General features: G+C 72.5%; 26 protein-coding genes and 2 pseudogenes. 15 read left to right on the top strand and 13 right to left on the bottom strand.

The genetic code is table 11. From position 1 onward, the window contains the following. Positions 1-64: 64 nt before the first annotated feature. From QE359_RS04240 to QE359_RS04230, 3 genes are read left to right on the top strand one after another with little or no spacing between them, the layout of a single operon-like run. Positions 65-1375: an MATE family efflux transporter gene (locus tag QE359_RS04240; RefSeq protein WP_309777798.1), complete on the top strand. Its 1311-nt coding sequence runs from the start codon at positions 65-67 to the stop codon at positions 1373-1375. Continuing rightward, on the top strand, positions 1372-2607 hold the full coding sequence (locus QE359_RS04235; RefSeq protein ID WP_309777797.1) for a hypothetical protein: 1236 nt from the start codon (positions 1372-1374) through the stop codon (positions 2605-2607). Before QE359_RS04240 ends, QE359_RS04235 begins: the two co-directional genes overlap by 4 nt. 30 nt (positions 2608-2637) lie before the next feature. Beyond that, entirely contained in the window at positions 2638-3279 is a 642-nt protein-coding gene (locus QE359_RS04230) for a GNAT family N-acetyltransferase (protein WP_309777795.1), read from the top strand. A gap of 7 nt (positions 3280-3286) precedes the next feature. Here the strand turns inward: QE359_RS04230 and QE359_RS04225 are convergent, their stop codons facing one another. After that, positions 3287-3889 carry a GNAT family protein gene (locus tag QE359_RS04225; RefSeq protein WP_309777793.1) on the bottom strand — a complete coding sequence of 201 codons (603 nt, stop codon included), beginning with the start codon at positions 3887-3889 and terminating at the stop codon, positions 3287-3289. Between the two features lie 402 nt (positions 3890-4291). Between QE359_RS04225 and QE359_RS04220 the strand changes: the two genes are divergently transcribed. Beyond that, a complete protein-coding gene (locus QE359_RS04220) occupies positions 4292-5278 on the top strand; it encodes an AraC family transcriptional regulator (protein WP_309777791.1) in 987 nt (328 codons plus the stop codon). 78 nt (positions 5279-5356) lie between these two features. Here the strand turns inward: QE359_RS04220 and QE359_RS04215 are convergent, their stop codons facing one another. Next, complete coding sequence (locus QE359_RS04215; protein ID WP_309777790.1) at positions 5357-6853, bottom strand: family 20 glycosylhydrolase; 1497 nt, start codon at positions 6851-6853, stop codon at positions 5357-5359. 8 nt (positions 6854-6861) lie between these two features. Beyond that, a complete protein-coding gene (locus tag QE359_RS04210) occupies positions 6862-7428 on the bottom strand; it encodes a TetR/AcrR family transcriptional regulator (RefSeq protein ID WP_309777789.1) in 567 nt (188 codons plus the stop codon). A gap of 63 nt (positions 7429-7491) precedes the next feature. Here QE359_RS04210 and QE359_RS04205 point away from each other — a divergent pair, with 63 nt between their 5' ends. Next, on the top strand, positions 7492-8229 hold the full coding sequence (locus QE359_RS04205) for an SDR family oxidoreductase (RefSeq protein WP_309777788.1): 738 nt from the start codon (positions 7492-7494) through the stop codon (positions 8227-8229). A gap of 9 nt (positions 8230-8238) precedes the next feature. On the opposite strand, the gene QE359_RS04200 is transcribed toward QE359_RS04205, so the two are convergent. Together QE359_RS04200 and QE359_RS04195 are read right to left on the bottom strand one after the other, a co-directional pair. Then, positions 8239-8442, bottom strand: a complete 204-nt coding sequence (locus QE359_RS04200; RefSeq protein ID WP_309777786.1) for a hypothetical protein — start codon at positions 8440-8442, stop codon at positions 8239-8241. 16 nt (positions 8443-8458) lie between these two features. Continuing rightward, entirely contained in the window at positions 8459-8638 is a 180-nt protein-coding gene (locus tag QE359_RS04195; protein WP_071302226.1) for a hypothetical protein, read from the bottom strand. A 109-nt stretch (positions 8639-8747) separates the two neighbouring features. Here QE359_RS04195 and QE359_RS04190 point away from each other — a divergent pair, with 109 nt between their 5' ends. Then, positions 8748-9140, top strand: a complete 393-nt coding sequence (locus QE359_RS04190; protein ID WP_309777784.1) for a nuclear transport factor 2 family protein — start codon at positions 8748-8750, stop codon at positions 9138-9140. A gap of 38 nt (positions 9141-9178) precedes the next feature. Next, on the top strand, positions 9179-9898 hold the full coding sequence (locus QE359_RS04185; protein WP_309777782.1) for a WYL domain-containing protein: 720 nt from the start codon (positions 9179-9181) through the stop codon (positions 9896-9898). A 46-nt stretch (positions 9899-9944) separates the two neighbouring features. On the opposite strand, the gene QE359_RS04180 is transcribed toward QE359_RS04185, so the two are convergent. Further along, positions 9945-11120: a LacI family DNA-binding transcriptional regulator gene (locus tag QE359_RS04180; protein ID WP_309777780.1), complete on the bottom strand. Its 1176-nt coding sequence runs from the start codon at positions 11118-11120 to the stop codon at positions 9945-9947. Between the two features lie 89 nt (positions 11121-11209). On the opposite strand from QE359_RS04180, the gene QE359_RS04175 reads away from it, so the two are divergent. The 5 genes and pseudogenes from QE359_RS04175 to QE359_RS04155 all read left to right on the top strand — a co-directional run bounded on the left by QE359_RS04175 (position 11210) and on the right by QE359_RS04155 (position 17693). After that, a complete protein-coding gene (locus tag QE359_RS04175; RefSeq protein ID WP_309777778.1) occupies positions 11210-12535 on the top strand; it encodes an MFS transporter in 1326 nt (441 codons plus the stop codon). 9 nt (positions 12536-12544) lie between these two features. Further along, a pseudogene (gene nucS / locus QE359_RS04170) lies at positions 12545-13241 on the top strand (endonuclease NucS). Positions 13242-13332: 91 nt separating this feature from the next. Continuing rightward, the gene (locus tag QE359_RS04165) at positions 13333-13995 is read left to right on the top strand and encodes an HAD hydrolase-like protein (protein ID WP_309777777.1); all 663 of its coding nucleotides are present in this window, start codon (positions 13333-13335) and stop codon (positions 13993-13995) included. Then, positions 13992-15257, top strand: a complete 1266-nt coding sequence (locus QE359_RS04160; RefSeq protein WP_309777775.1) for an MFS transporter — start codon at positions 13992-13994, stop codon at positions 15255-15257. Before QE359_RS04165 ends, QE359_RS04160 begins: the two co-directional genes overlap by 4 nt. Before the next feature lie 141 nt (positions 15258-15398). After that, a complete protein-coding gene (locus QE359_RS04155) occupies positions 15399-17693 on the top strand; it encodes a glycosyltransferase family 39 protein (RefSeq protein WP_309777774.1) in 2295 nt (764 codons plus the stop codon). On the opposite strand, the gene QE359_RS04150 is transcribed toward QE359_RS04155, so the two are convergent. Together QE359_RS04150 and QE359_RS04145 are read right to left on the bottom strand one after the other, a co-directional pair. Next, positions 17644-18477: an SDR family oxidoreductase gene (locus tag QE359_RS04150; protein ID WP_309777773.1), complete on the bottom strand. Its 834-nt coding sequence runs from the start codon at positions 18475-18477 to the stop codon at positions 17644-17646. The two genes, QE359_RS04155 and QE359_RS04150, sit on opposite strands and share 50 nt — an antisense overlap. A 37-nt stretch (positions 18478-18514) precedes the next feature. After that, a complete protein-coding gene (locus QE359_RS04145; protein ID WP_309780397.1) occupies positions 18515-19141 on the bottom strand; it encodes a nucleoside/nucleotide kinase family protein in 627 nt (208 codons plus the stop codon). A gap of 69 nt (positions 19142-19210) precedes the next feature. Between QE359_RS04145 and QE359_RS04140 the strand changes: the two genes are divergently transcribed. From QE359_RS04140 to QE359_RS04130, 3 genes are all read left to right on the top strand, one after another. After that, positions 19211-19579 (top strand): VOC family protein, encoded by a 369-nt coding sequence (locus QE359_RS04140; protein ID WP_309777772.1) that lies wholly within the window; start codon positions 19211-19213, stop codon positions 19577-19579. A gap of 88 nt (positions 19580-19667) precedes the next feature. After that, positions 19668-19847 (top strand): hypothetical protein, encoded by a 180-nt coding sequence (locus QE359_RS04135; RefSeq protein ID WP_070417386.1) that lies wholly within the window; start codon positions 19668-19670, stop codon positions 19845-19847. Continuing rightward, entirely contained in the window at positions 19844-20554 is a 711-nt protein-coding gene (locus tag QE359_RS04130) for a hypothetical protein (protein ID WP_309777771.1), read from the top strand. The genes QE359_RS04135 and QE359_RS04130 overlap by 4 nt, the downstream gene beginning before the upstream one ends. Positions 20555-20764: 210 nt before the next feature. On the opposite strand, the pseudogene QE359_RS04125 reads toward QE359_RS04130, so the two are convergent. From QE359_RS04125 to QE359_RS04105, 5 genes and pseudogenes are all read right to left on the bottom strand, one after another. Further along, a pseudogene (locus tag QE359_RS04125) lies at positions 20765-21007 on the bottom strand (NUDIX hydrolase); the annotation flags it as partial. Positions 21008-21109: 102 nt separating this feature from the next. Continuing rightward, positions 21110-21538, bottom strand: coding sequence for a TetR family transcriptional regulator C-terminal domain-containing protein (locus QE359_RS04120; RefSeq protein ID WP_309777770.1), 429 nt, complete (start codon positions 21536-21538; stop codon positions 21110-21112). A 307-nt stretch (positions 21539-21845) separates the two neighbouring features. Continuing rightward, positions 21846-23168 carry a carboxylesterase family protein gene (locus QE359_RS04115; RefSeq protein ID WP_309777768.1) on the bottom strand — a complete coding sequence of 441 codons (1323 nt, stop codon included), beginning with the start codon at positions 23166-23168 and terminating at the stop codon, positions 21846-21848. 86 nt (positions 23169-23254) lie between these two features. After that, positions 23255-24463: an MFS transporter gene (locus tag QE359_RS04110; protein WP_309777767.1), complete on the bottom strand. Its 1209-nt coding sequence runs from the start codon at positions 24461-24463 to the stop codon at positions 23255-23257. A gap of 4 nt (positions 24464-24467) precedes the next feature. Continuing rightward, the gene (locus QE359_RS04105; RefSeq protein ID WP_071294300.1) at positions 24468-25763 is read right to left on the bottom strand and encodes an MFS transporter; all 1296 of its coding nucleotides are present in this window, start codon (positions 25761-25763) and stop codon (positions 24468-24470) included. Positions 25764-25956 lie beyond the last annotated feature (193 nt).

Raw genomic sequence — 25956 nt, 5'->3', positions numbered from 1 at the left:
GCGCACCACGCGTGGTCCGCTTCGCCGCCAGAATGGGTCGGTGCCCGGACCGACGCGACCCGCAGTGACCACCGAGCGGCGCGCGGTCGACCGCGACATCGTCCGCCTCGCGGTGCCGGCGCTCGGTGCGCTCGTCGTCGAGCCGCTGTTCCTGCTGACCGACACCGCGCTCGTCGGGCACCTCGGTGCGACGCCCCTCGCTGCCGTCGGCCTCGCCGGCGCCGTCCTGCAGACCGTCACGGGGCTGCTCGTCTTCCTCGCGTACTCGACGACCCCGGCCGTGGCCCGCGCGCTCGGCGGCGGGGACCGACGCGGAGCCGTGCACGCCGGCATCGACGGGATGTGGCTCGCGCTCGTGCTGGGCGTGGTCCTCGCGCTCGTGGGCTGGCCGCTCGCCGGACCGCTGGTCGACCTGTTCGGTGCGTCGGCCGACGTGTCGGCGGCGGCGACCGCCTACCTGACGGTGTCGCTCATCGGGCTGCCCGGGATCCTGGTCGTCACGGCCTCGACCGGGCTGCTCCGTGGGCTGCAGGACACGAGGACACCGCTCGTCGTCGCCACCGTCGGGTTCGTCGCGAACGGGCTGCTCAACGCCGTCCTCATCTACGGCGCCGGCTGGGGTGTCGAGGGGTCGGCCGCCGGCACCGTCATCGTGCAGTGGGCGATGGCGATCGTCTACGTCCGGATCGCGGTCCGTGCGGCGCGTGCGTCGGGGGCTCCACTGCGCCCGGGCGCCTCGGGCGTCGCGCGGGCGCTCCGGTCCGGTGCCTGGCTGTTCCTGCGGACGGCCTCGCTGCGCGTGGCGATGCTCGCGACGGTCGGCGCCGCCGCGGGGCTCGGGACGACCGGGCTCGCGACCACCCAGGTCGGGTTGACCGTGTTCTCCACCCTGGCGTTCGCGCTCGACGCCCTGGCGATCGCCGGGCAGGCGCTCGTCGGACACGGGCTCGGGGCGCGGGACCCGGCGCGGGTGCGGCTGGTGACGCGGCGGCTCGTCCTGCTCGGGATCGCCGGCGGTGTGCTGCTCGGGGTGCTGACCCTCGCCGTGAGCGGGGTGCTCGGGCCGGTGTTCTCCGACTCGTCCGCCGTGCGTGGCGCGCTGCCCGTCGTCCTCGTGCTCATCGCCGTGGGGATGCCGGTCGCGGGCTACGTGTTCGTGCTCGACGGGGTGCTGATCGGCGCCGGGGACGCGCGGTACCTGGCCATCGCGGGCGGGGTGAACCTCGTCGTGTACCTGCCCCTGCTCTGGTGGGCGGGTGGGACCCTCGCGGGGCTGTGGGCCGCGTTCGCGCTCGGGTACATCGGGGTGCGGGCGGTGACGCTCGGGGTGCGGGCGCACCGGCGTGGGTGGGTCGAACAGGCGTTGGCGCGGTGAGCGTGCGTCCTGCTGCCGCTCCGGCCGCGGCCTCGTCCGTCGCGTCGTCCGCCGCGCTCGCCACCGTCGGCATCGGGGTGCAGGGCGTCGCGAAGCTGCTCGTGACCGTCGTCGTCGGTCGGGTGTTCGGTACCGAGACCCTCGGGCAGACCACCGCGCTCCTGTCGCTCTCGGTCTTCGTCGCCCTGCTCTGGCCGAACGCCGCGGGCAACACGGCCTCGCGGTACCTGGCGATCGCGCTGCGCGGACGACGCTCCGACGCCGCGGTGAATCGGCTGCTCGGGCTGTCCATGCTCGTCTCGACCCTGGTGCTCGCCGCCGTCACCGTGCCGATCGCCCTCGCGTGGGGCAACGGCCCGGGCACGGTGCTCGGCGGTGTCGCGGTCGTCGTCGGCTACGGGCTGTACTGCTACACCCGCGGAGCGCAGCTCGGCTACGGCCGTGCTCCGAAGGTCGCGCTGTGGGACGGCGTGACGAGCGTGCTCGCGCTCGGGCTGCTCGTGCTCGCCTGCGTCGCCCGGCTCGAACCGTTCGTGCTGCTGCCGCTCGCGATCGGGTACACCGTCTTCGCCGTCGCCTGCTGGCCGCGGGGCAACGGGTTCGGGCCTGCTGCTCGCGAACCCGTCGGCGGGGTGCTCGGGTTCGCGGCGTGGAACGTGCTCGCGGTGGTGACCTCGAACGGGTTGCTCCAGCTGACGATGATCTCGGCGCAGGTCACCGTCTCCGCCCACGACGCCGGCGTCTACGCGGCCGCGTTCACCCTGGCGACCCCCGCGTCGATGCTCGGGCAGGCGCTGGGGCAGGTGCTCGTGCCGGCGTTCGCCCACCGAACGGACGGCGGGTCCCTGCGGTCACGCGGGGCCGTCCTGTTGGTGGTCGGCTTCGCTGCCGGCACCGCCGTGGTGTTCGGCCTCGTGGCGCTGCTCGCCGGGTGGTTCCTGCCGATCGTCTACCCGGCCGAGGGCGCTGCGGCCGTGGCCGACCTGCGGTACCTGATGGTCGGGGTGTGGGTGTTCACCGTCGGGCTCGTGCCGGCGGCGTTGTTGCTCGCGGCGGGGCGGTCGCGGCAGGTGGCGCTGGCGTCCGTGGCCGGGTTCGTCGTCGGAGCGGTGCTCATGGCCGCGCTCGGGCCGGTCGCGGGGGTGGCCGGGGGGACGACCGGGTTCCTCGTGGGGAGCGCGGTGAACCTCGTGGCGGTGGTGGGGCTCGGGGTGCGTCGAGGGAGCCCGTAACCCGCAGTCGGCGACTCGTACCGTGGGACGATGGACCTCGAGCGAATCTGGCCGCTGTTCGGATTGCGGCTCACCACTCCGCGGCTGGAGCTCCGGCCGCTGCGCGATGACGACCTCCCGGGCCTCGTCGACGCAGCCCTGTCCGGCGTGCACGATCCCGCTCGCATGCCGTTCGGTGTCCCGTGGACGGACGCCGAACCGGACGCCCTGGCTCGTTCACTCGCGCAGTACCACTGGAAGCTCCGGTCGGGGGTGACCAGCACCGCGTGGGGCGTGAGCTTCACGGTGCTCCACGACGGCACACCCATCGGCGTGCAAGAGCTCCACGGCCGTCGCTTCGCGGCGCGGAAGACCGTCGAGAGCGGTTCTTGGCTCGCGCGGCCCCATCAGGGCCTCGGATTCGGCACGGAGATGCGGGCTGCGCTCCTGCTGTTCGCGTTCGACCATCTCGCTGCCGAATGGGCGGAGTCGAGCGCGGCGGCGTGGAACCACCCGTCGCTGCAGGTCTCGGAGAAGCTCGGCTACCTGACGAACGGTGTGACTCGTGCGCAGACGCGCGACGATGAAGTCGTGGACGAGGTCCGGGTCCGGCTGAACCGGGACGACTTCGTCCGCCCGCACTGGACGCTGCGGACTGCGGGGACTTCAGCAGCGATCGAACTGCTGCGGTAGCCGTCCGTTAGGACGACGGAGGTACGGCCGCCGAACCGGAGGTCCACTCGCGGGCGAGTGCCGACATGATCACCTCGTCGTGGAAACGGCCGTCGTGGAAGGTGGCGTCGCGGCGCACTCCCTCCTCCTGGTAGCCGAGCTTGCCGTACACCGCTCGCGCCCGGTCGTTGAACGTGTGGACCCGGATCTCGATGCGGTTCAACCCCATCTCGCGGAACCCGTACGCCGTCAGGAGACGGACCGCGTCGGTCCCGTACCCGCGTCCGACGTGCTCACTGCCGATCATGACGGCCAACGTCGCAGCTCGGACCGGGAGCGTCGCGCCGAAGAGCGTCACGTGCCCGACGAGCTCGCCCGAGGTGCGGTCGACGACGCTGAACCCCACCTCTCCGCTGTCTTCGCTCCTGCTCCAGCCCCGGAACACGTCGACGACCGTCTCTTCCGGTCTCGGGCGAACGATGAGCTGCTGCAACACGGCCCACTCCGGCTCACGCCACCAGCGGACCAAGTCGGGGAGATCTGCGTCGTCGAGCGCGCGGAACCGGACCCGTTCCCCTTCGAGCAGCGTGTGTCCGTAGCGTTGCGCGTCGGCGGCCCCGGTCCACGTCATGCAGCGACTCTCTCACGAGCACCTCGCGATCCGGTCAGCTGTCGGGACGCTCGTCGTGTGGACGAGTGCCCGACGGTCGCTCGAAGGGATGGTCGGCACCCACCGAGCAGTCGCACCGTACGAACATCCGCTCGGCGGTCCGGGTCAGGACGAACACCTCCACGTGCTCGACCACGTCCTCTCCACGTCGATCCATGCGCCACGCTCCTGCCCTCGAACCGGCGTCACGGTGGCCTTCCCCACCCGAAGGGAAAGGCCACCGCTCCCGCACCGGCGCACTGCACCGGCGGGATCGACGGTAGGCAGCCCGGTCAGCCGACGCCATCCACTGGACGCGGTGTCACCGTCGATGAACGCGGAACCGCGCACGAGCGACCGGATCCTGCCCGGTAGAGTCGCGCCATGACCGGGGCGCCAGCGGAGATGTTCGCATCGCACCCGGTCGCAGCCAGCACGACCGCGGACGAGGCCGCAGCGGTGCTCAGCGAGGTCTTCCTCCCGATGGACATCGCCCCCACGGACGGATCTCCCGACGTCCGCATGCACCTCAACGCGCTCACGCTCGGACGGATCACGTTCGGGTACATGCACTTCCGCGAGGCCGTCCAGATCCGCACGACGGAGCCGGTCGACTACCACCTCGACATCCCGGTGCGTTCGCGGATGACCGCGCGCGCAGCCGGGAGCGCACCGGTGCGCGGCACCGCACAGACCGCCGGGGTGTTCATGCCCGGCCGACCGGTCGATCTCGACTGCGGCGACTGGTTCGCGCAGGTCTCGGTCATGATCCCCCGCCGCGACCTGCAGACCGAGCTCGAGCTGTTGCTGGACGCGCCGGTGTCCGAACCCGTCGAGTTCGACGCTGCCTTCGACCTCGAGACCACGGGCGGACGAGCCGTGTCGCAGGCACTCCGACTCGTGGACGAGGGATCACGGCAAGCGCGAGGTCCGCTCACGCATCCGCTCGCGGTCCGCAGCCTCGAGCAGGTGTTCCTCCACAGCCTGCTGCTCGGACAGCCGCACAACCACTCGGCAGCGCTCGACTCGCCGCGAGGCGGAGCCGGTTCGCGATCCGTGTCGCGAGCCGTCGAGCTGCTCCGCGACGACCCTGCGCGGCCGTGGACGGTGGCCGACCTGGCGTCCGCCGTGTTCACGAGCGTCCGGAGCCTCCAGGAAGGCTTCCGCCGAGCGCTGGACACCACGCCGACGGCCTACCTCCGGCGCCTCCGGCTGGAACGGGCACGCGAAGACCTCCTCGCCGTCGGACCCCAGCGCGTCTCCGTGAGCGAGGTCGCGGCTCGCTGGGGGTTCCTCCACGTCAGCCGGTTCGCTGCGGCGTACGCCCAGCGGTTCGGCGAGTTGCCGTCGGAGACGCTGCGGCGCACGTAGCGACGCTGAGTCACGGTGCCGGCCGGCAGCTCGATGTCCGGGCGCGAGCACGTGCCCGCGCTCCGACCTGCAACCGGCCTACGAGCCGGCGGTCTCGATCATCGCGAGCACGTGTGGGGCGCTCCAGCGCAGGAGCGCCTCGGACGGTGGCGCTCCGAGGTCCTCGCCCCAGATCGTGACGGCCGCCCCCGACATCGGACCCGCCAGACGTGCGCCCGAGTCCCCGTCCCAGGCCCGGAGCGACCAGTGCTCGCGGAGATCGGCGACGGTGTACTCACTGTCGGCCGGATCGAGGTCCCTCGGCACCTCGTACAGGTAGTACGAGTCGTAGTTCAGCAGGTCGATACCGGCCGCGTACAGGTCGTTCGCACCCGCCCGTCGCTCGCGGCGCTCGCGGCGTTCCGTCGCGTCCTCGGTGTCGCCGTCGAAGCTCCAGTAGGTGACGTGGATACGCGGATCCAGTCGCCCGATCGCAGCCCGGTCGATCCCGTCGTTCCACGCCCACACCGCACGGTTGCCGACGGCCGCCGCCATCGTGTTCAACCATCGGACGCGTTCGTCGGCGGTGACGTCGTCGCCCCACTCGTCGCCGCCGATGTGGACGGTGCGGCTCGACGGGAAGGTCCGCGTGACCTCCTGCAGGAGTCGTGCGGCCAGCGCGGAGCTGCCGGGCGCCGATGTGTCGAGTTCGCTCTCGCCCGAACGGATCTGGTCCACCCACTTCTTGCCGTGTCCGGCCTCGAGGAGGGCGAACGCCGCAGCCATGTGACCGGGGGTGTCGATCTCGGGAACGATCGCGATGCCTCGCTGCGCGGCGTACCGGGAGATCTCTCGCGCTTGTGCCGCGCTGAGGAACGGCCGACCGGTGATCCGACTCGTGTAGATGCCGTCCCGGAGATCGGCGTTCGCGAGGGTCTGGCCGAGGACCTCGCTCTCGATGCCGACGTTCTGGTCGTCGGTGAGGTGGAGGTGCAGGAAGCGACCACCGTGATCCGCGAGGAGCGCGATGTACCGCTTGATCAACGCCACCGGGTAGTAGGCGCGAGCGACGTCGAGCATCACGCCGGTGTCGGGACGAGCTCGGGTCGCGCGGGCGGTGGTGACGGTCGTGGCCGAGGTGCCGCACTTCGACAGGGAGAACGCTCCCGTGCACGCGAGGACCACGTACCTCCCGGCCGGCGCACGAGGAGGCGCGGTGTGCGTCGCGTGGATCGTCGCGCTCGCACCGGCAGCGAGTGACTGCACCGAGACGTGTCCGAGCGTGTACCGCTTGCTCCCGGCCGTCAGCGAGAGCCACGCGTCGGCTGCCGGCTTGCGCGCCACCGAGGTGTTCTTGACCGTCAGCGTCGTGCGCACCGTGGTGCGTGTCGACGTGGTGGTGCTGCTCGCGGTGACCTTGGTGACCACCAGCCGGGGAGCTCCGGACGTGACGGCCGCCCGGACCGCGGGTGCATCGGGTACGGCAGGCACAGCCGATCCGCCGAGCGCATCGCCGATCAGGACTGCCGAAGACATCGCGAGGACCAGACCGACGGCGACGTTCCGCGTCACGAGCCGGGAACCGCGGTCGCGCATCCCGCGCGTCACCGTCCACCGGACGCCGTGGAACGCAGCCCGTCGATGACCAGGTCGAGCAGGTGCGGCACCCGATCTGCGGCCGACGCCCCGAGCCGCCAGAGGAACGCGACGAGCGCCAGGAGGTCCGCCGGCTCGACGTCGGGTCGGAGTACCCCGTCCCGAGCGCCGGCCTGCAGCAGCGCGCCGATCGCACTGCTGATCTCGTCGTACTGCTCGTCGTGCAGCTGCTGCCGGGTCGCCGCGTCGAGCACGTCCGCCAATGCGTGCTTCTGGTACCCGAAGGCGGCGAGCTCGTCGAGCCACGAGCGGAGCGCGCCGTCCTGCGATGGTCGGGCGGCCAGCTCCCGCGCCGAGGCGACCAGTCCCAGGAAGTCGGCGCGGTAGACCTCGGCGAGCAGCGCCTCCCGGGTGGGGAAGTGCCGGTAGAGCGTCCCCTGGCCGACCCCTGCGAGTCTGGCCAGCGACTGCATCGTCGTGGCGGCGTCGGAGCGCAGCGCGTCGCGCGCAACGTCGACGAGGCGAGCGCGGTTGCGCTCGGCGTCGGCGCGACGGGGCGATTGCGAAACGGACATGTGTCCGCTAGCCTCCTCGATGAATCGGACGGGTGTCCGTTTCAGACTACAGGAGGCATGCACATGGACGGCATCGCAGGGAAGGTCGTCGCGATCACGGGCGCGTCGAGCGGGATCGGCGAGGCGACGGCGCTGCACCTCGCGGCGCGCGGCGCGAAGGTCGTCCTGGCCGCGCGTCGCGCGGAGCGGCTGACGTCCATCGTCGCGCAGATCACGGGCGCGGGTGGCGAAGCGATCGCGGTCGAGACCGACGTGCGCAGCCGGGAGGCGCTGCACGCGTTGGTCGCGTCGGCGCGGTCGCACTTCGGTCGCCTCGACGTGCTGCACCAGAACGCTGGCAGCATGGCCGTCTCGCCGTTCGACGCCCTCGACGTCGACGGCTGGCAGCAGATGGTCGACGTGAACCTGGTCGGCGTGCTCAACGGGATCGCTGCGGCCCTCCCGGTGTTCCGCGAGCAGGAGTCGGGGCACTTCGTGCACACGGCGTCGACCTCGGCGCACCGCATCGTCCCCGCACAGGGGGTCTACGCGGCGACGAAGACGGCGGTGCGGGTGCTCAGCGAGGCGCTTCGGCAGGAGGCCGGTCCGGGGCTGCGAGTGACCGTCGTCTCGCCGGGGTTCACCGCGACCGAGGGGGTCACCAAGACCGACGACCCCGAGCAGCGCGCGGCGCTCGAGGCTCGTCGTGACGCGATCGCGATGCCCGCCGACGCCGTCGCGGCCGCGGTGGCGTACGCGATCGCGCAGCCGGCCGGGGTGGACGTCGGCGAGGTCGTCGTCCGACCGACGGCGCAGGACTGACGCGTCCCCTCAGCGGCTCCGACCACGTGCCCGCCGGAGGGCGGACAGTCCGGCGATGCCCAGGACGAGGCCCACGACGCCGCACAGCATCCCTCCGAGGTACACCGCCGCGGCACCGAAGTTCACGCCCCCGCCGATCGGACTGAGGATCACCCAGACCGACCCGGCGGCCGTCGCGACGAAGCCGATCCCGAGGACGATGACCCCAGTCATCACGAGTCTCCGGCCGTCAGTCACGGTCGGCTTCACGGGCTGCTTCGCGGGCTGCACGCTTGGCAGCGCGTCGTGCTCGCGCCTCGGCGTCCTGTTGCTCCTGGAGCGGGCTCTTCTGCATCGACCCCCGCGCTGCGAGCACGATCATCACGACGACCAGCACGAGCACGACCGGGACCAGGAAGGTCAAGAACACGCAGCGCCCCCATCGATCACGAGGCCCGTGGTCGAACCCCTCGACAGGAGCGTAGTCCGGCCGGGAACACCGACACACCGTTGTCGCGCAGCCGTCCGAGGGTGGGTACATGACCGACAACGACACGCACGACGTCCAGGCCCGCACCGCCCTCGACCAGTGGCTGGTGATGTGGAACTCCGACGGGGAACTCGCCCGACAGCTCTGCGCGGACGACTTCCGCATCCGGTTCGCCGTGACCGAGCCCGACGGATCCACCCCGGCCGACGACATCCGGAGCGCCGACGACTTCGCCGAGTACCTCGACTGGTGGCGCGGGCAGCACCCCGACGCGGTCTTCACCAGCATCGGTGACGCACTCGACGGCGACCACGGGCGGCTGATCTGGGACATGGAGGCCGGCGACGTCCACGTGGGCGGCGTCGACGTCTTCGACTTCGACGACGCGGGACGCGTACGGCGGGTCTGGTCGGCGGGTGGCCAGCGGAGCATGCGGAGCTGAGCCGCCCGGTCGACACCGGCATCTGTGAGGATCGGACCATGAAGCGAGCCGAGCGGCACTACGCTCTCGTCGACCTGCTCCGCGGGGTGCGACGGCCGTGGTCCGCCGCTCGGCTCGCCGCCCACTTCGAGGTGTCGCCACGGACGATCGAGCGCGACGTGGCCGCGCTCCAGGCCGCCGGGGTGCCGCTCTACGCGGACCACGGTGCCGCGGGCGGGTACTCGATCCTGCGCGAGTACTCGCTCCCGCCGCTCAACCCCACCGCGGCCGAGTCCCTCGCCGTGCTGGCCGGGCTCGGCCTGCTGGAGTCGTCGCCGTACCAGGCGGCGGCGCTCCGCGCGTCGGCGAAGATCCACGCGGTCATGCTCGACGAGCACCGCGCGCCGGTGCTCGAGACGCTCGGCATGATCCGCGTGATCGACGCCGTCGCGCCGTCGGACACGGAGCCCGTCCCGCTCGGGATGCTGTCGGACGCCATCGCGGCCCGCCGCGTCGTGCGGCTCCGGTACCTCGGCGAGGACGCCGACGGCCAGCCGGACCGGGCCACCAGCACCGTGCGGGAGGTCGAGACGATGGGCCTGCTCCGAGCCGGCGACTCGTGGCTGCTGGCGGGGTGGTGTCGGCTCCGCGATGCGGTCCGCGGCTTCCGCATCGAACGGATCACCGAGCTCGAGATCCTCGACGAGGTGGCTCCGCCCCGCAACCCGTCCGTCTGGGAGGACGACCTCGCCCGCTGGCCCACCCGACGGCTCGGGTGACGCCGGCCCGTGCGGGTGCACCGACCCGACGCCGGCCGCCGGGCACCTACGCCTGCGGCGGCCCCGTCGTGTCACCGATGCGGAGCTCCGATCGGAACGCCGCCGGCTGGGGCTCAGCCCCTTCGAGCATCGCCAGGGCAGCACGGGCCGCCGCCTGCCCCTTCTGCACGAACGGCTGCACGAGCGTGGTCAGCTGCCGGATGCGCGTGCGGTGGAACAGGCTGTCGTCCACGGTGATGCCGTCGAACCCGACGACGCTGACGTCCTCGGGCACACGGAGTCCGGCGTCGAGGGCGGCCGAGATCACCCCGACGGCGAGGACGTCGCTCTGCGCGATGACCGCGGTCGGCCGGGGTCCGTCGACCGCGAAGAGCGCGGTGCCGGCGATCCGGCCTTCCTCGACAGAGCTGCCGGCAGCCTCGATCGCGACCGAGTCGGGGTAGACCCCACGGACCCCGCGCAGGCGTTCGAGGGACGTGAAGGCGATACCGGCGGCCTCGCGCTCGGCGTCGATCGGCCCGCGGCGGCGCGCACCGTCGAGCGGCAGCGACACGATGGTGACCGCCTCGTGCCCGAGGTCGCGCAGGAATGCTGCCGCGCGGCGGGAGGCCTCGCGGTTGTCGAGCTGGATCGGCACCGCACCCTCGATGTCGTCCGCCTCGATCGCGACGACGGGGATCTGCCGGCGCCGGAGCACGGCGACCGCGGGGTCGATCCGCACGTTGCACCCGACGAGGACAACGGCGTCCATGGGGGCGTCGACGAGGGGGACGGCACCCTGTTCGTCGTCGAGGGGGCTGCGGACGAGCAGCAGCGAGGCACCGGCGGCACCGGCCACCTCGGCGATGCCGTCGAGCGTCAGGACGTTCACCGGGTCGCGGAAGGCATCGCTCAGCCGTTCGTCCATGACGACGCCGATGACGCCGGAGCGACCGCGGCGCAGCGAACGGGCACGCGGATCGGGCCCGCCGTAGCCGAGCTCGGCGGCGGCGGCCAGCACACGGGCCTTGGCGTCCTCGGAGACCGGGCCGCTGCCGCTGAACGCGAGCGAGGCCGTCGAGGGCGCGACCCCGGCAGCGCGGGCCACCGCGGTGAGGGTCGGACGTCGGGGGCGGACCGGGACGGGACCGGGCGGGACCGCACCGGCGCGCGGGGCATCGGCGGCGTCCTCGCGGTGGTGCTCCGTCCGCGACGCGCCGGGTCCTGTTGCCGGTTCGTCCATCGCCCGTTAGCGTAGCCGGAAACAGCGGTCGAATCGATTCGACCGAGCCGCGACACGCAGCACAGCAGCGAAGCACGATGGGACCAGCCATGACGACGACGTCCGCCCGCACCACACCCTCGACACGGGCCTGGATCACCGCGGTGTTCGTCGTGTTCACCCTGTCCGGCCTCGACATCGCGACCTGGCTCGGTCGGATCCCGAGCGTCCGCGACTCCCTCGGAGCGAGCACCTTCGAGATGGGCCTGCTCGTGCTCGGCATGGCGGTCGGCTCGATCGGCGGCCTGACCTTCGCCGGGCACATCGTCGCGAAGCTCGGGGCTCGCCGGGGCGTCCAGGTGGCCGCAGCGTGCCTGGCCCTCGGGATGGTCTTCGCCGGGCTGGCGGTGAGCCTCGGGTGGGGCTTCGCCGCCATCTGGATCGCGCTCATCGCGTTCGGGTTCGGCAACGGCCTGTGCGACGTGTCGATGAACGTGTCCGGCGCCGCGGCGGAGAAGGCCGGCGGCCGCACGATCATGCCGCTGTTCCACGCCGCGTTCAGCCTCGGCACGCTCGCCGGTGCCGGCCTCGGAGCCCTCGCCGAGGCGCTCGAGGTCCCGGTCGCGTGGCACTTCATCGTCCTCGTCGTCGTCACGAGTGCCGCGATGCTCGTCGCCGTCACTCGCTTCCAGGACGAGCACCGCTTCGAGGAGCACGTCGCCACCGACACCAGCCCGGTGCCGACGCCGGTCAGCCGCTGGCAGGTCTGGGCCCAGCCGTCGACCCTGCTCATCGGCGTGATCGTGCTCGGCATGGCCCTGGCCGAGGGCTCGGCGAACGACTGGCTGCCACTGGCCATGATCGACGGGCACGGCCTCGACAACGCCGCGGGCGCCGCCGTCCTCACGGTGTTCCTCGCCGCCATGACCGTCGGCCGAGTGGCCGGCAGTCCGCTCATCGACCGGTTCGGGCGGGTGCCGATCCTCCGCATCAGCGCAGCCGTCGCGGTCGTCGGCCTCGGCATGCTCATCTTCATCGACAACGTGCCGCTCGCGATCGTCGGGGTCGTGCTCTGGGGTCTCGGGGCGAGCCTCGGCTTCCCGATGGGCATGTCCGCCGCGGCCGACGACCCCCGGACCGCCGCTGCCCGGGTCAGCGCCGTGGCGACGATCGGGTACGTGGCGTTCCTCGCGGGACCGCCGCTCATCGGGTTCCTCGGCGAGCACGTGGGGCTGCTCGGTGCGCTCCTGGTGGTCTTCGTGTTCATCATCGCGGCGGGACTCGCGTCGGGCGCTGCCCGCGAGCGCGGCGCCGCCGCCCGGCCGACCAGCCGTGGCGGCGACGTGGACGGCGGGGACGAGCCGCGCCTCCAGGCCCAGCGCGCCGACGCGGCCACGAGCGCCGGCAGCACCACGGGTGGTCGCGACGCCGGTTAGGCTCTCCGGGTGCGTCTCGTCATCGCCCGCTGCTCCGTCGACTACGCGGGCCGGCTCTCAGCCCACCTGCCGCTCGCGACCCGTCTGCTCATGCTGAAGGCCGACGGTTCGCTGCTCGTCCACTCCGACGGCGGCAGCTACAAGCCGCTCAACTGGATGAGCCCGCCGTGCTCGATCGAGATCACCGAGCCGGACGAGGAGCAGTCGAGCGCCGGCATCACGCAGGTGTGGACGGTCACGCAGAAGAAGACGCAGGACAAGCTCATCGTCTCCCTGTACGAGGTCGTCTCCGACGAGTCCCACGACCTCGGCGTCGACCCGGGCCTCGTGAAGGACGGCGTCGAGGCGCACCTGCAGCAGCTCCTCGCGGAGCAGATCGAGCTCCTCGGCGACGGCCACACGCTGGTCCGCCGCGAGTACATGACCGCGATCGGCCCGGTGGACATCCTCGCCCGCGACGAGGCCGGGGCGAGCGTCGCCGTCGAGATGAAGCGGAACGCCAACATCGACGCGGTCGAGCAGCTCACCCGGTACCTCGAGCTCATGAACCGCGATCCGCTGCTGCGGCCGGTGCAGGGTGTGCTCGCCGCGCAGACGGTGGCGCCGCAGGCACGGACCCTCGCCGAGGACCGGCGGGATCCGCGTCCTCGTGCTCGACTACGACGCGATGCGGGGCATCGAGGGCGGCCACACCCGCCTCTTCTGAGCGGTCGGACTGGAGGCGCGGCTCGCGTCCGCCGGTGCCGTCGCGCCCGCCGGGCGGTCGCCACCAGGGCCCCGGCTAGGCTGAGTGGGACATGACCAGCCCGTTCTCCGCCATCCTCTTCGACCTCGACGGCACCATCAGCGATTCCGCGCCGGGCATCCTCGAGAGCCTCACCCACACGTTCCGGAAGGTCGGGGTCCCCGTGCCGGACCACGCGACGCTGCTGTCGTTCGTGGGCCCGCCGATCATGGACACCTTCACGACGGCGATGGGCATGGACGCCGAACAGGCCGAGCACACGCTGTCCGTGTACCGCGAGCACTACTTGTCGCACGGTGCCCTCGACTCGGCGATGTTCCCCGGGATCGACGTCGTCCTGCGCACCCTGCACGACGCCGGGCTGCCGATCTCGACCGCGACGAGCAAGCCCGAGACCCCGGCGACGTACATCCTCGAGCACTACGGCCTCACCGGCGACATCGACATCATCACGGGCGCCAGCGACGACGAGGTCCGCTCGTCGAAGGCCGACGTGGTCGAGGAAGCCCTGCGCCGCCTCGACGCCCGCGGGTTCGACACGAGCCGTCCGGTGCTGATCGGGGACCGCCTGCACGACGTCCAGGGGGCGGCCGTGCACGGTGTCCCGACGATCTTCGCCGAGTGGGGCTACGGCTCCCCCGCCGAGGCCGAGGGCACCATCGCGCAGGCTGCGACCCCGCTCGACCTGCTCCCGATCCTGCTGCCGTCCTCGTGACGACCGGGGCTGGCGGCCGGACCGCGGCGGGACTGCGCGGTGCCGCCTGGCTGCTGCCGGCCGCCATCGTCCTCATCGCGCTGAACTTCCGCGGGCCGATCGTCGCGACGGCCCCGGTCATCGGCGACGTCCGCGTGGACCTCGGCCTGACCGCGACGGTCGCCGGGCTGCTGACGACGATCCCGGTCCTCTGCTTCGCGCTCGCGACGCCGCTCGCCAGCTGGGTGATCGCGAAGGCCGACCCCGAGCGCGCGGTGTCGCTCTCCCTCGTCATCGTGCTGGTCGGCACCGTCGTCCGCTCGATGCCGTCGTCCGCGGCGCTGCTCGTCGGCACCGCCGTGATCGGCATCGGCATCACGATCGGCAACGTGGTGATCCCCGTCGTGATCCGGCGGGACACCTCGCCCGAGCGGGTCGGCCTGGTCACCGGTGTGTACACGTCCGCGCTCAACGTCGGGTCGATGATCACCTCGCTCGGCACCGCGCCGATCGCCGCGAGCTGGGGCTGGCCGGTCGCGATCGCGGTCTGGGCGGTGTTCGCCGTGGTGGCCGGTCTCGCCTGGACCTACGCGGTCGGTGCCCGGGCCGCGTGGCGCCGCCCGACGGCGTCCGAGCCCGTCGTCGAGACCGGGCCGATCGACCAGGTGCTCGGCACGGGTGCGATCCGGACGGTCGACGGCGGTGCGGGGTCCGCGCAGGTGCGCCCCGCTCGTCGGCTCATCACCTGGGGGCTGACCCTCGCGTTCGGCGGCCAGGCGTTCTCGTACTACGCCCTCACCGCGTGGATCCCGACGCTGCTGCACGACGAGATCGGCTTCTCGAAGGCGTCCTCCGGGGCGAGCTCGTCGGTGTTCCAGATCCTCGCGGTCGTCGGGGCGCTCGGTGTCCCGGTGCTCGCGGCGAAGTGGCGTCCGCGCGCGATCATCGCCCTCGTGGCGTTCCTCTGGCTCGCGATGCCGCTCGGACTGCTGTTCGCCCCGCAGCTCTGGCTGCTCTGGTCCGTCCTCGGCGGTGCGGCGCAGGGCGGCGGCATCACGGTGATCTTCATCGTGATCGTCCGGATCGTGTCGAGCGACGCCGACGCGCGGCGGATGTCCGCGTTCGTGCAGGGTGGCGGGTACCTGCTCGGTTCCGCGGGGCCGCTCGTCGCCGGTTCGTTGCACGGGATCACCGGCGACTGGACGGCACCGTTGCTCGTCGTGCTCGTCGCCGTGCTGACGCTCGGGATCGTGGGGACGTTCGCGGCCCGACGGGTGGCCTGAGACAAGGTTCCGGCTCCACCGGGGATCCGCTGGTGCGGCCCGGTCGCACCCGCACGTCGTCTCAGCGCCGCGCGTGACTTCGGGGCGAGCTGGCGGCACCGTCCCGGTCCACCGTCATCCCGGGCGGCCAAGGTCCGGAGTGTGGACACTCGACGACCCGCACGGTGGCGGGACCAGCCGCTCGCGGCACGCTGCGCCCTGCTCCTGATCGCGGCGGGCATGACCGTGCTGCTCGGGTGGAACCTGGCCCGCGGCGGTGACTCCGGGTTCTACGAGGCGTCCGCCCGGTCGATGTCCGAGTCGTGGCCGGCGCTCTTCTCCGGCGCGTTCGACCCCTCGGCGACGGTGACCCTCGACAAGCTCAGCGGGTTCGCCGTTCCCCAGGCGCTCAGCATCCGGCTGTTCGGCGACTCCACCGCCGCACTCGCACTCCCCCAGGTCGTCGAGGGTCTGGTCACGCTGTGGGCCTGCTCGCTCGTCGGACTCCGGTGGGCCGGGGTCGGGACGGGGCTCGTCGCCGCGGGTGCAGCGGCGACGACGCCGATCTTCGTGTCGATGTTCGCCCACCCGATGGAGGACGGCATGGTCACGGCGGCCCTGGCGGTCGCCCTGCTCTGCTGGCAGCGGGCGGCGATCACGGGCCGGTGGTGGCCGCTCGTCGCCGCCGGGCTCGCGGTCGGCGTCGGGTTCCAGGCGAAGATGCTGCAGTCGTGGTTCGTGCTGCCCGCGCTGGTGCTCGGGACCCTCGTCGCCACGGCCGGCCGGGACGGCACCCGGCTCGGCACCGGCGCCCGCATCGGTCGCGCGGTGGTCCTCGGTGCGGTGTCGGTCGCGGCGTCGCTCGCGTGGGTGGTCGGGCTGGCCCTCACCCCGGCGGGCGCCCGACCGTGGATCGACGGCTCGACCGACGACAGCCCGTTCGCGATGGTGTTCGGCTACAACGGCATCGACCGGTTCCTGCCGGGAGCGGTGCCCGGCTCCGTCAGCACGACCGAGGGTCCCGCCGCCCGGCCGGCACGCCTCGGCGGTCCGGGCGGTGTGACGAAGCTCATCGAGCCGCACCTGGCGTCGCAGGTGGCCTGGCTCCTCCCCGCAGCCGTGTTCGCCGTCGTGCTCGCGGTCGTGCTGCTCCTCGTCCGCCGGTCCGGCACACGGGTCGGCAGCGTCTTCGGTCGGGCGTTCGACACCCGTGCCGGTTCGGCCACGCTGCTCGTGGTCACCGTCTGGCTCCTGACCGCGGCCGTCGTGCTCTCGGTGGCGAAGGTGCCGCACACCGCGTACGTCGCCGCGGTCGGTGTGCAGCTCGCCGTCCTCGCAGCCCTGGGGTGGCGCGGCGCCGTCGGCCTGGTCCGGGCGCAGTCGGCGTGGCTCCGGGTGGTGCCGGTGCTCCTGGCGACCGCGCAGCTCGCGTGGTGGGCGTTCCTGGCCCGAGGTGCCGCGATGCCGGCGGTCCTCGCGACGCCGGCCCTCGTCGTCGGTGTCGCGGCCGTGCTCGCGACGGTGGTCGCGTTCCTGTGGCGACCACGCTGGGAGGGGACGCGCGGGCCGGGCCGGCACCGCGCCTCCCGGGCCGCGATCGCCCTCGCAGCCGGACTCGCACTCGTCGCCGGCCCCGCGGCCTTCTCGCTGCAGGCGCTCGACGCCGCACGCGACGGGAGCGGGAGCGACGCCTCGGTCGGCTCGTGGATCCCGCGCTGGCGGGTTCCGGACGGTCGGGCCGAGGCCTTCCGGGTCTCCCGGCCGGACTGGTGGGGCGGTTCCTCGGCGCCGTACCCGGTCGTGTTCCGGCACCTCGTCCGGACGGCGCGGCGCCTCGACGGGTACCGCGACACGGTGCCGCTCTTCCTCACCGACACGTGGCGCATCTCGTCGCCCGTGATCGACGCGACCGGGCTGCCGGTGCTGACCGACGGCGGGTTCTCGGGGACGGTGCCGGTGTTCACGGCACGGCAAGTGCGGCAGCGGATCGCCGGCGGGCTCCGGGTGCTCGTGGTGCAGGCCGGGGCGCCCCGGACCGATCCGGTGCTGCGGGCGGCGCTGGCGGGTGGATGTCGGGCGGTCGCCGACGTCGACCCGGGGGCACGGGTGCCGGCGCACCCGTGGGCGGTGACGGGCATCGGGTGGACGGTGTGGCGGTGCGGGCTGCCGGGCGCGTCCGTGGACCGGCTGGGCGGGCCGGCGGGGCCGCGGTCGGGGTCGCGGTCGGCAGCGGTGGCGCGGTCGGGGTCGTGGGCGGGGTCGCGGTCGGCGGTGGCGCAGTCGGGGACGCGCTCGGCGGAGTCGCGGGCGGGGTCGAACCACGGATACGACATCGAACCACGCCGATCACGTGGTTCGGTGTCGGAATCGTGGTTCGACACCCGACCCGCCGCCGCTGCCGGCCGCGTCAGCCGGCGAGCAGCACCTCGCGCAACGACATCGGCCGGCGCCCCGTGACCCGCTCGACATCGCCCGACACCCGTGCGAGTGCCCCCTCGGCGATCGCCGTGTAGGTGCTCACCCATGCGTCCGCCTGCCACGGCTCCGGGTTCCACTGTGCGCGCGAGGCGTACGCCTCCTCGAGCGTCTCCGGGTGGTACGTGACCTCGCGCCCGCGCACCTCGGACACGGTGGCAGCCGCCTCGTGCAGGGTGATCGCCGCGGGCCCCGTCAGCTCGTACGTCCGGTCGAGGTGCGCCGCCGGGTTCCGCAGGACCTCGGTCGCGACCCGGGCGACGTCGGCTCGCGCGACCGCTGCCATGGCCCCGTCGCCCGCCGGTCCCCGGATCACGCCGTCCTCGCCGACGAGGTCCTCGACGAAGTCCAGGTAGAAGGAGTCCCGGAGGAACGTGTGCGCCATCGAGGTCGCCCGGATCGCCTCTTCCGTCGCCCAGTGGTCGCGACCGAGCGTGAAGGTCGCGTCTGCCGCCGCGCCCACGAACGACGTGTAGACCACGTGCCGGACGCCGGCCGTCGCGGCAGCGGAGACGAACGTGCGGTGCTGGGCGAGACGGTCCACCGCCTCGGCGCCGGAGACCATGAGCAGCAGGTCGATGCCCTCGAGCGCCGCGCGGCTCGCCTCGGCGTCACCGAACGACGCGACCGCGACCTCGGCTCCGGGGAGATCCGGCGCCCGGGAGGCGTCCCGCACGATCATCCGGAACGGCACACCGCCGTCCGCCAGGGCGCGCGCCACGGCGCCGCCGATCTTGCCGGTCGCGCCGGTGAGTGCGATGGTCATGGTCGCTCCTGTCGTGGTCGTCGCTGGGGTCTCGTGGTCACGTCCGCACGGTCCTGGAGGCGCGGATCACCGTGGGTGCGACCCGCACCGCGTTCACACCGTCGACCTCGACCGCCCAGGTGCGGGCCGCCTCGTGGTCGCGGCCGTGCCGCATGTGCCGGCCCACCAGACGATCGACGCGCACGGTGTCGTCCACAGCGCAGAACCACGTCTCGGTGAAGAGGTCGGCGAGCGCTGCCCAGGGACCGCTGTCGTCGAGCAGGTAATTCCCCTCGGACACCACGAGCCGGGTGCGCTGCGGGACGGCGATGCTGCCCGCGACGGGTTCGTCGACGCGCCGGTCGAAGTCGGGTGCCCACACCACGGCCTCGTCGCCTGCGACCAGCCGACGGACGAGCGCGACGTAGCCATCACCGTCGAAGGTGTCGATCGCGCCCTTGCGGTCGTGGCGGCCGAGGGCGTCCAGTGCCGTGTTCGCCAGGTGGAACCCGTCCATCGGGACCTGCACGGCAGTGCCGGCACCGAGCGCTGCGTCCACCCCCGCGACGATCCGGCGTGCGAGCGTCGACTTGCCGGCACCGGGAGCACCGGCGATGCCGAGCACGGTGCGCTGCCCGTCCGTGGCGAGCCGGATCGCGCGGTCGACCGCGTCGTCGACGGACATCTCGGGCGGGAGCACGGCTTCATCCTGGCAGAGCGCGCCGACACCGGTCCCGGGTGGTTCACTTGCCGCATGGTCGATGCGACGAAGGCGTTCAGCGGGTTCTCGGTGCGTGACGTGCCCGAGGCGAAGGCGTTCTACGAGGACGTCCTGGGGGTCGAGGTCACCGAGGACCACGGCATGCTCTTCCTGCAGCTCGGCGACGGACACGGTGTGCTCGTCTACCCCAAGGGTCCCGCGCACGAGCCGGCGTCCTTCACGGTGCTGAACTTCCCGGTGCCGTCGGTCGACGACGCCGTGGACGAGCTCGCGGCGAAGGGTGTGGCCTTCCTGCACTACGAGGGGATGACCGACGAGAAGGGCGTGAACCGCAAGGGCGGCCCGCTCATCGCGTGGTTCACCGACCCCTCGGGCAACGTGCTGAGCGTCCTCGAGCAGTAGCGGGAGTCGCGCGACATTCTGTATGCAGAAAGCTCGCGCCCTCGTGCGTGGCTGTCCTACGCTCGCTCTCCCGACGAAGGAGAGAGCCGTGGAGATCCGGATCGTCAATCGCGACGAACTGCGTGCTGAGCGCGCGGAGTTGTACCGCAAGTGGAACCTGGACGAACGCGAGTTCGCCCCCGTCGAGGCGTGGCGCGACCTCGACGAAGACGAGTACTGCGCTCGTGAGGCCCTCGCTGACATCTCGTTCGTGTTGGGCGACCGATGATCGCCGAGTTCGTCGACGCTGCGACGCTGCAGATCGATCGTGCTCAGGTACTGCTCGACGCGGTCCTGCCGGACCACGGCGCCGAGCTGAGCGTCATCCACGAAGTACCGAGCAACTCGATCATGCTCGGAACCGGCGATGAACGCGGTGCCGCCGCGATGCTCCACGCGGGGGGCGAGCACGTCGCCCGGCTCCGGATCTTCTTCAGGTACCGCTGGCACCCGCATCATGCCGTGCTGGCAGTGGAGGAGAGCCGGTTCACGCTCTTCCTCACGACCGACCGGCAGCCGCTCGTCCGCTTCGAGTTCCAGGACGCCCTGACCAACACGCCCCCGTCGCACTGGCACCTCCATGCCGAACGTGGGTCGTTCAGCGCTCTCCTGTCGCGCACCGGCGACCGCGGGGCCGGGCGTCGTGATCCGGCACGGCTCTCGTCGCTGCACTTCCCGCTCGGCGACCCCCACTTCCGGCCGAGCCTCGCGGACGTCGTCGAGTTCGTGGTGACGGAGTGCGGCGTCGACGCTCGTCCGGGCTGGGAGCGCGCCGTGCATGAGTACCGGAAGCACTGGCGGCGAGACGAAGCCGCTGCGACCGCTCGGCAGTTCTCGGCCGAGACGGCAGCTGCTCTCCGGTCGCTCGGGTGGCAGGTGCGCCCACCCGTGCCGAACCACGTGCCGGCGCCGTTCGTGAGTCTGCTCGCGAGCTGACGAACGGGCGGTCAGCGGGGCAGGACGCCGGCCCAGCCGAGGGCGATCGGCACGACGAGCCCGTGCCGACGGAGCGGCAGGTCCGCGATCGGGATCCACGCGGCCTCGTCGGTCCGACCCGTCCTCCTCGGAACGCAGCGCTCCGCCGGTGATCGACGCCCGGAAGACCACCTGCACGGCCTTCATCGCCCGGCCGTTCGCGTGGATGCGGCGCTCGGCCGGCACGATGTGGTGCCGCACACCGAGCAGTTCCCCGACGGACGCCTCGTACCCGGTCTCCTCCCGGATCTCGCGGACGACGGCCTGCTCGACGCTCTCGTCGAACTCGACCCCGCCGCCCGGGAGCGTCCACGTCCCCGCCTCGGGGATCCGGAGCTTGGCGAGGAGCACCCGGTCACCGTCGGTGATCACGCCGTAGGCGGCGAGCCGCGTGTCGTAGTCCGTGTACTCCATCAGCCGACCATGCCAGGTGCGTGCGTCGACGTCGGCGAGCCGCGCCGCGCCTCCAGGACCGACGCGTCGGGCCGGACGACCGCAACCGGTCGTCGTCACCGCTCAGACGGTCGCGGCGGCAGACGCCCAGCCGACCCGCATCCGTGCGACCGCGCGGTCGAACCCGGCGAGGGGATCGGCGTCGTCGCGCAGGAGCGACTGCAGCTGCAGCCCCTCGTAGAGCGCGACGAGCTGCTCGGCGGCGTGCCGGGGCGAGGTCCCGCGCGGCTCCCGTCCGGCGACGACGTCCCGCACGAGGGCGAGCGTCACGTCCTCGAACGAGCGGGTGTACTGCCCGCGGAACCAGCCGGCCGCGGGGTGGTCGGGGCTCGAGGCGGCACTGAGCAACGCGACCCGGAGCCGGACCAGTGCGGGGTCGTCCCGGCCGACCTCGAGTCGCGCGCGGAGGTACGCGACCGCGCCCGAGCGCTCGGCGACGACCCACAGCGCACGACGGCTGCCGTTGTTCCACCGGTCCACGACGGCGACCACGAGGAGCTCCCACAGCGGGTAGACGCGTCGGACCTCGGCTTCGGGGACCTCGGCGTGGGCGGCGACCTCGGCGGGACCGACCGTGTGGAAGTCCGACGCGCGGTACGCCTCGATGGCGCCCGTGACGATGCTGGGCGCGCAGGTCGGCGTCGGACTCGGGCATGCCGTCGATTCTCCGGGGGACCCGGCGGCCCCGCGAGTCGCCAGTTCAGGGGTGGTACCAGGCGCACCGCGCCGGCCCCGCCGGAGGGGCAGGTACCAGGCGAACGCGCCAGCCCAGCCAGAGGGGCAGGTACCCGGCGCCCCGTCAGCCCCGCTCGAACGTCAGCGTCTCGTCGTCCGCCGCGGTGACTCGACCGGTCCGCGCGAACTCCGCCCAGATCGCCCGGAAGGCCCGCCCGCGCCGCTCGACCTCGGGCCAGTCCCGCTGCGGCACGAAGCGCGAGCCGGCCCAGGCCTCGCGACCGCCGAGCAGCAGCGGCAGGTCGCTCATGTGCACGGCCCCGGTCGGCTGCACGGTCACGCCGCGGTGCAGCCGGTACGAGGTCGCCCGACCACCGGCGGCCCGGTGCCGTGCGGCGAACCGACGGACGTCCCGCCCGTAGATGACCTCGGACAGCGGGCGCACGAGCAGCCAGCGCAGCAGCGGTCGCACGGCTCGCACCCGGGCGAGTGATCGCAGCCCGGGGATCAGCGGCACGTACATCGCGGTCTCGTCCGCACCGGAGCCGATCAGGACGTCGACGTCCGGAGCCGCGTCGCGCCAGGCCTGCCCGGTGTCACGCTCGGCGGGGAGCGGCGCGAAGCCGTACTGGGTGCCGTAGGGCATGCCTCCGGGCAACCCGAAGGGTGCGGCGGCGCGGCTGCCGAGGGCCTGGCGATCGAGCACCTCGTCGAGCGGGGTGTCCGGGAGCACGGCTCCGACGGCCCGGACCATCGCCCGGTTCATCCGCGCCCGACCCCGCGACAGCCCGAGCGGTGCACTCTGGACGATCACCCGCCGGAAGAGGCCGGCTGCTCCGTCGCTGATCATGAGGTGGGCCGCGGCGTCGCCCCCGGCGGACTGACCCGCCACGGTGACGAGGTCCGGGTCGCCGCCGAAGGCCGCGATGTTCGCCTGCACCCACCGCAGCGCCTCGACGAGGTCGAGCAGCCCGAGGTTCGCCGGGACGGTCTCCCCGTCGCCGAGGAACCCGAGCACGCCGAGCCGGAACGTCACCGGGACGAACACGACCCGCTGCTCCGTGACGAGGTCGCGCGCGTCGTAGATCGGCAGGTCACCGCCGCCGATGACGTAGGAGCCGCCGTGGATCCAGACGATGACGGGCAGCCGCTCGTCCGGCCGGGCGTCGGCGGGCACCGTGATCGACAGCCGCTGGCAGTGCTCGTCGACGACGAGGCCCTCCACCGGGTGGAGCAGCTGGTCGACGAAGGTCGCCTGCGGCTGCGGCGCCACGGGCGACGGGGTGGTCGCCGGGAACGGCTCGGCGAACGCGTGGACCGGCTCCGGGACGGCGAAGCGCTCGGCGCGGGCGTAGGGGATGCCGAGGGCCCGGACGACACTTCCGTCCGCGACGCCGGTGATGCGTCCGGCAGGTGGGTCCCAGGTCAGCGAGGCGGCGTCGAGCATCCGTCCACGCTAGCCAGCGTGACCAGTGGACGGCCTGGAGGCGCGGTGCGGGCCCGCACCGCGCCTCCCGTCCCGCAGTCCCTCCGTCAGTCGCGGCGCACGACAGGCCGCAACGAGCCGGACGCGGCGAACGCCGCGACGAACAGCACCGCCACCAGCCAGAGCGCGCTCAATGCGCCGACGTGCTCCGCGATCGCACCGATGACGGGCGGCCCCGCGAAGTTCGCGAAGTACCCGATCGAGGCGACCACGCTGACACGGGCCGCCGGGTTCGGGCCGCTCTGCGCCGCCGCCGACATCCCGAGCGGGAAGCCCATGGAGACGCCGACCGCCCAGAGCACGACGCCCACGAGGGTGAGCCACCAGCTCCCGCCGACGATGAAGAGCACGGCGCCGACGATGCCGAGCGCGGTCGTCCACCGCACGGTCCGCACTCGACCGAGCCGGTCCACGACGGGTCCGGCGAAGACACGGGTGGCCGCTTCGGAGACGGCGAACACCGTGAAGAACAGCGCACCGACGGCCGCGGTCTGCCCGTGCCCGTCGGTGGTGGCGAGGGCGAGCCAGTTGTTCGCCGAGCCCTCACCGAGTTCGACGCCGAGCATGACCACCCCGATGAGGAGCAGTCGGACGTCCGCCCACCCTCGTGCCCACTGCCGGAGTCGCTGCCGGGGTGTGAGCGTCGTGTCGTGTTCCTCGGCACGGGTGCCGTCCGGGATGCCCCGCATCGCGAGCACACCGACCACGAGGATGACGACGGCCTCACCGAGGAGCTGCCCCGACGGGGTGATGCCGAGCCACGCGCAGAGGGCGGCGATCCCGGCGCCGAGGGCCGCGCCTCCCGACCAGGCCGCGTGCATCAGCGGGAGCAGCGTACGACCGGCGAGCGCCTCGATCGCCGTGCCCTCGACGTTCGCCATCACGTCCAGCGAGCCGATGCCCGCGCCGGCGACCACGAACCCGGCCGCTGCCAGCGGGACGGAGTGGAGCGCGGCCGCCGTCCCGATGACGGCGATCGCGACGGGGACCAGCACGACCACCGCGGTGAGCGCCCGGCGCCCGCCGAGTCGGCGCAGCAGCGGGGCCGCGCTGAGCAGGCCGCCGATGGACCCGATCGTGACCCCGCCGAGCATGAGCCCGATGGTCCCGACGTCCACACCGAGCTCGAGCCGGAGCTCGGGCAGCCGCGGACCCCACGCAGCGAGGCTCACCCCACCGATCGCGAAGGCGATGACGATGGCGTTCCGCCACCCGGCGAGCTGTCTGCGGTCCTCGTCGACCCCGAGCTGGTGCATCCGGCTATCGAACCCGCTTGATGGGGATCACCACAAGGGCGCCGAGGAGTGCGACGACACCCGCGGCCCAGCACATGAGGACGTAGTTGTCGGCGTGCGAGCTGCCGATGGACAGGAAGAAGAGCGAGATCGCCGGCGCGAGTGACTGGGGCAGCGCGTTCGCGATGTTGATGACGCCGAGGTCCTTGCCGGGACGGTCGGCGTTCGGGAGCACGTCGACGACGAGTGCGGTGTCGATCGCGGAGTAGATCCCGTAGGCGAAGCCCATGATGACCTCGGCGACGTAGAAGCCGTTCACGGTCTCGGCGTGCGCGAGGACGACGAGGCCCACCGCGAAGAGGGCCGTCGAGCCGCCGACGAACACCTTGCGGCGACCCAGCTTGTCGGACGCCCACCCCGAGAGCGCCGCGCTGACCAGGAGCGCGATCGTGTAGAGCAGCACGCCGAACGCGACGGCCTCGGTGGCCTGCTTCGCGTCCTCGATGCCGATGTGCTCCTGCATGTAGAGCAGCCGGTACGTCGTGAACATGAACGTCGCGAGGATGATCAGGAAGCGCGACCACCACGCGAACGCGAAGTCCGGGTTCTTGATCGGGTTCGTCCAGAACGAGGAGATGAGGTTGAGGAACGTGAACTTCTTGAGCGTGTACGTCGGCAGCTCGTCCCGGGCGACGACCGCGTAGACGGCGACCAGGATGATCGCCAGGATGCCGGGCGCGATGAACAGCACGGGCAGGTTCGCGACGAAGAACACCGACAGGTAGGTGCCGGCGAGCACGGCGAGGTTCTGCGCGAGCGCGATGATGCTCGACGACCGGCCGCGCTGGAGCTGCGGGACGTTGTCGGCGAAGCTCGCCAGCAGGGTGGCGAGGGTCGCGTTGGCGGCGAGCTGGGCGAGCAGCCACGCGAGCGTCAGGTTGAGCACGTCGGGTGCGTAGGCGATCCAGGCGAGTGCGATCGCGAAGACGACGACACCGCTCATGAGCCACGGACGACGCCGGCCCCAGCGGGTGCGCGTGCGGTCGGACAGCGCGCCGGCGAGCGGGTTCATGATGAGCGCGCCGAACGCCCCGATCGGCAGGACGGAGCCGATGACGTTCGCGGCGTCGTCCCCGACCAGGGCCTGCGCCTTGAGCTGCATGCTCACGTAGACCGGTGCCATGAGGGCGACGAAGAGGCCGAACTGTCCGAGGAACAGCGCGATCTGGTAGCCGATGCCCACCCGCATCGTGCTGACCGGCTGCGTGATGCCCTCTTCGGGGTTCAGCAGTGCCGGGCTGCCGGGTTCGGGTGTGCTCATGACGCCTCCTTGAGTCGATGCTTCGCCGTCCAAAACCGTCTTGCGCACGGTTTTGACTGGCTGAGCATACATCGACAGGTGTCGTTCATGCAGCGGTGTGCGTCACGGAGCGCAGCAAAAACTACACACCGGGTGGTTTTTGGGGTAGCGTCGTCATCGATCTCGCCGTGGAGCATCGCTCCTCGACGGACTG

It is taken from the genome of Curtobacterium sp. SORGH_AS_0776 (assembly GCF_031453355.1).
Classification (GTDB): Bacteria; Actinomycetota; Actinomycetes; order Actinomycetales; family Microbacteriaceae; genus Curtobacterium.
The sequence above is the reverse complement of the archived record's forward strand: the minus strand, read 5'-3'. Positions and strand labels throughout refer to the sequence as shown.

What these genes read in the sequence shown, in the direction of transcription:
- QE359_RS04140 (WP_309777772.1), top strand. Translation starts at nt 19,211, where the DNA reads ATGGTCGATGCGACGAAGGCGTTCAGCGGGTTCTCGGTGCGTGACGTG.
- QE359_RS04230 (WP_309777795.1), top strand. Translation starts at nt 2,638, where the DNA reads ATGGACCTCGAGCGAATCTGGCCGCTGTTCGGATTGCGGCTCACCACT.
- QE359_RS04225 (WP_309777793.1), bottom strand. Translation starts at nt 3,889, where the DNA reads ATGACGTGGACCGGGGCCGCCGACGCGCAACGCTACGGACACACGCTG.
- QE359_RS04180 (WP_309777780.1), bottom strand. Translation starts at nt 11,120, where the DNA reads ATGGACGAACCGGCAACAGGACCCGGCGCGTCGCGGACGGAGCACCAC.
- QE359_RS04130 (WP_309777771.1), top strand. Translation starts at nt 19,844, where the DNA reads ATGATCGCCGAGTTCGTCGACGCTGCGACGCTGCAGATCGATCGTGCT.
- QE359_RS04145 (WP_309780397.1), bottom strand. Translation starts at nt 19,141, where the DNA reads ATGTCCGTCGACGACGCGGTCGACCGCGCGATCCGGCTCGCCACGGAC.
- QE359_RS04190 (WP_309777784.1), top strand. Translation starts at nt 8,748, where the DNA reads ATGACCGACAACGACACGCACGACGTCCAGGCCCGCACCGCCCTCGAC.
- QE359_RS04110 (WP_309777767.1), bottom strand. Translation starts at nt 24,463, where the DNA reads ATGCACCAGCTCGGGGTCGACGAGGACCGCAGACAGCTCGCCGGGTGG.
- QE359_RS04210 (WP_309777789.1), bottom strand. Translation starts at nt 7,428, where the DNA reads ATGTCCGTTTCGCAATCGCCCCGTCGCGCCGACGCCGAGCGCAACCGC.
- QE359_RS04200 (WP_309777786.1), bottom strand. Translation starts at nt 8,442, where the DNA reads ATGACTGGGGTCATCGTCCTCGGGATCGGCTTCGTCGCGACGGCCGCC.
- QE359_RS04205 (WP_309777788.1), top strand. Translation starts at nt 7,492, where the DNA reads ATGGACGGCATCGCAGGGAAGGTCGTCGCGATCACGGGCGCGTCGAGC.
- QE359_RS04105 (WP_071294300.1), bottom strand. Translation starts at nt 25,763, where the DNA reads ATGAGCACACCCGAACCCGGCAGCCCGGCACTGCTGAACCCCGAAGAG.
- QE359_RS04150 (WP_309777773.1), bottom strand. Translation starts at nt 18,477, where the DNA reads ATGACCATCGCACTCACCGGCGCGACCGGCAAGATCGGCGGCGCCGTG.
- QE359_RS04220 (WP_309777791.1), top strand. Translation starts at nt 4,292, where the DNA reads ATGACCGGGGCGCCAGCGGAGATGTTCGCATCGCACCCGGTCGCAGCC.
- QE359_RS04215 (WP_309777790.1), bottom strand. Translation starts at nt 6,853, where the DNA reads ATGCGCGACCGCGGTTCCCGGCTCGTGACGCGGAACGTCGCCGTCGGT.
- QE359_RS04175 (WP_309777778.1), top strand. Translation starts at nt 11,210, where the DNA reads ATGACGACGACGTCCGCCCGCACCACACCCTCGACACGGGCCTGGATC.
- QE359_RS04185 (WP_309777782.1), top strand. Translation starts at nt 9,179, where the DNA reads ATGAAGCGAGCCGAGCGGCACTACGCTCTCGTCGACCTGCTCCGCGGG.
- QE359_RS04115 (WP_309777768.1), bottom strand. Translation starts at nt 23,168, where the DNA reads ATGCTCGACGCCGCCTCGCTGACCTGGGACCCACCTGCCGGACGCATC.
- QE359_RS04165 (WP_309777777.1), top strand. Translation starts at nt 13,333, where the DNA reads ATGACCAGCCCGTTCTCCGCCATCCTCTTCGACCTCGACGGCACCATC.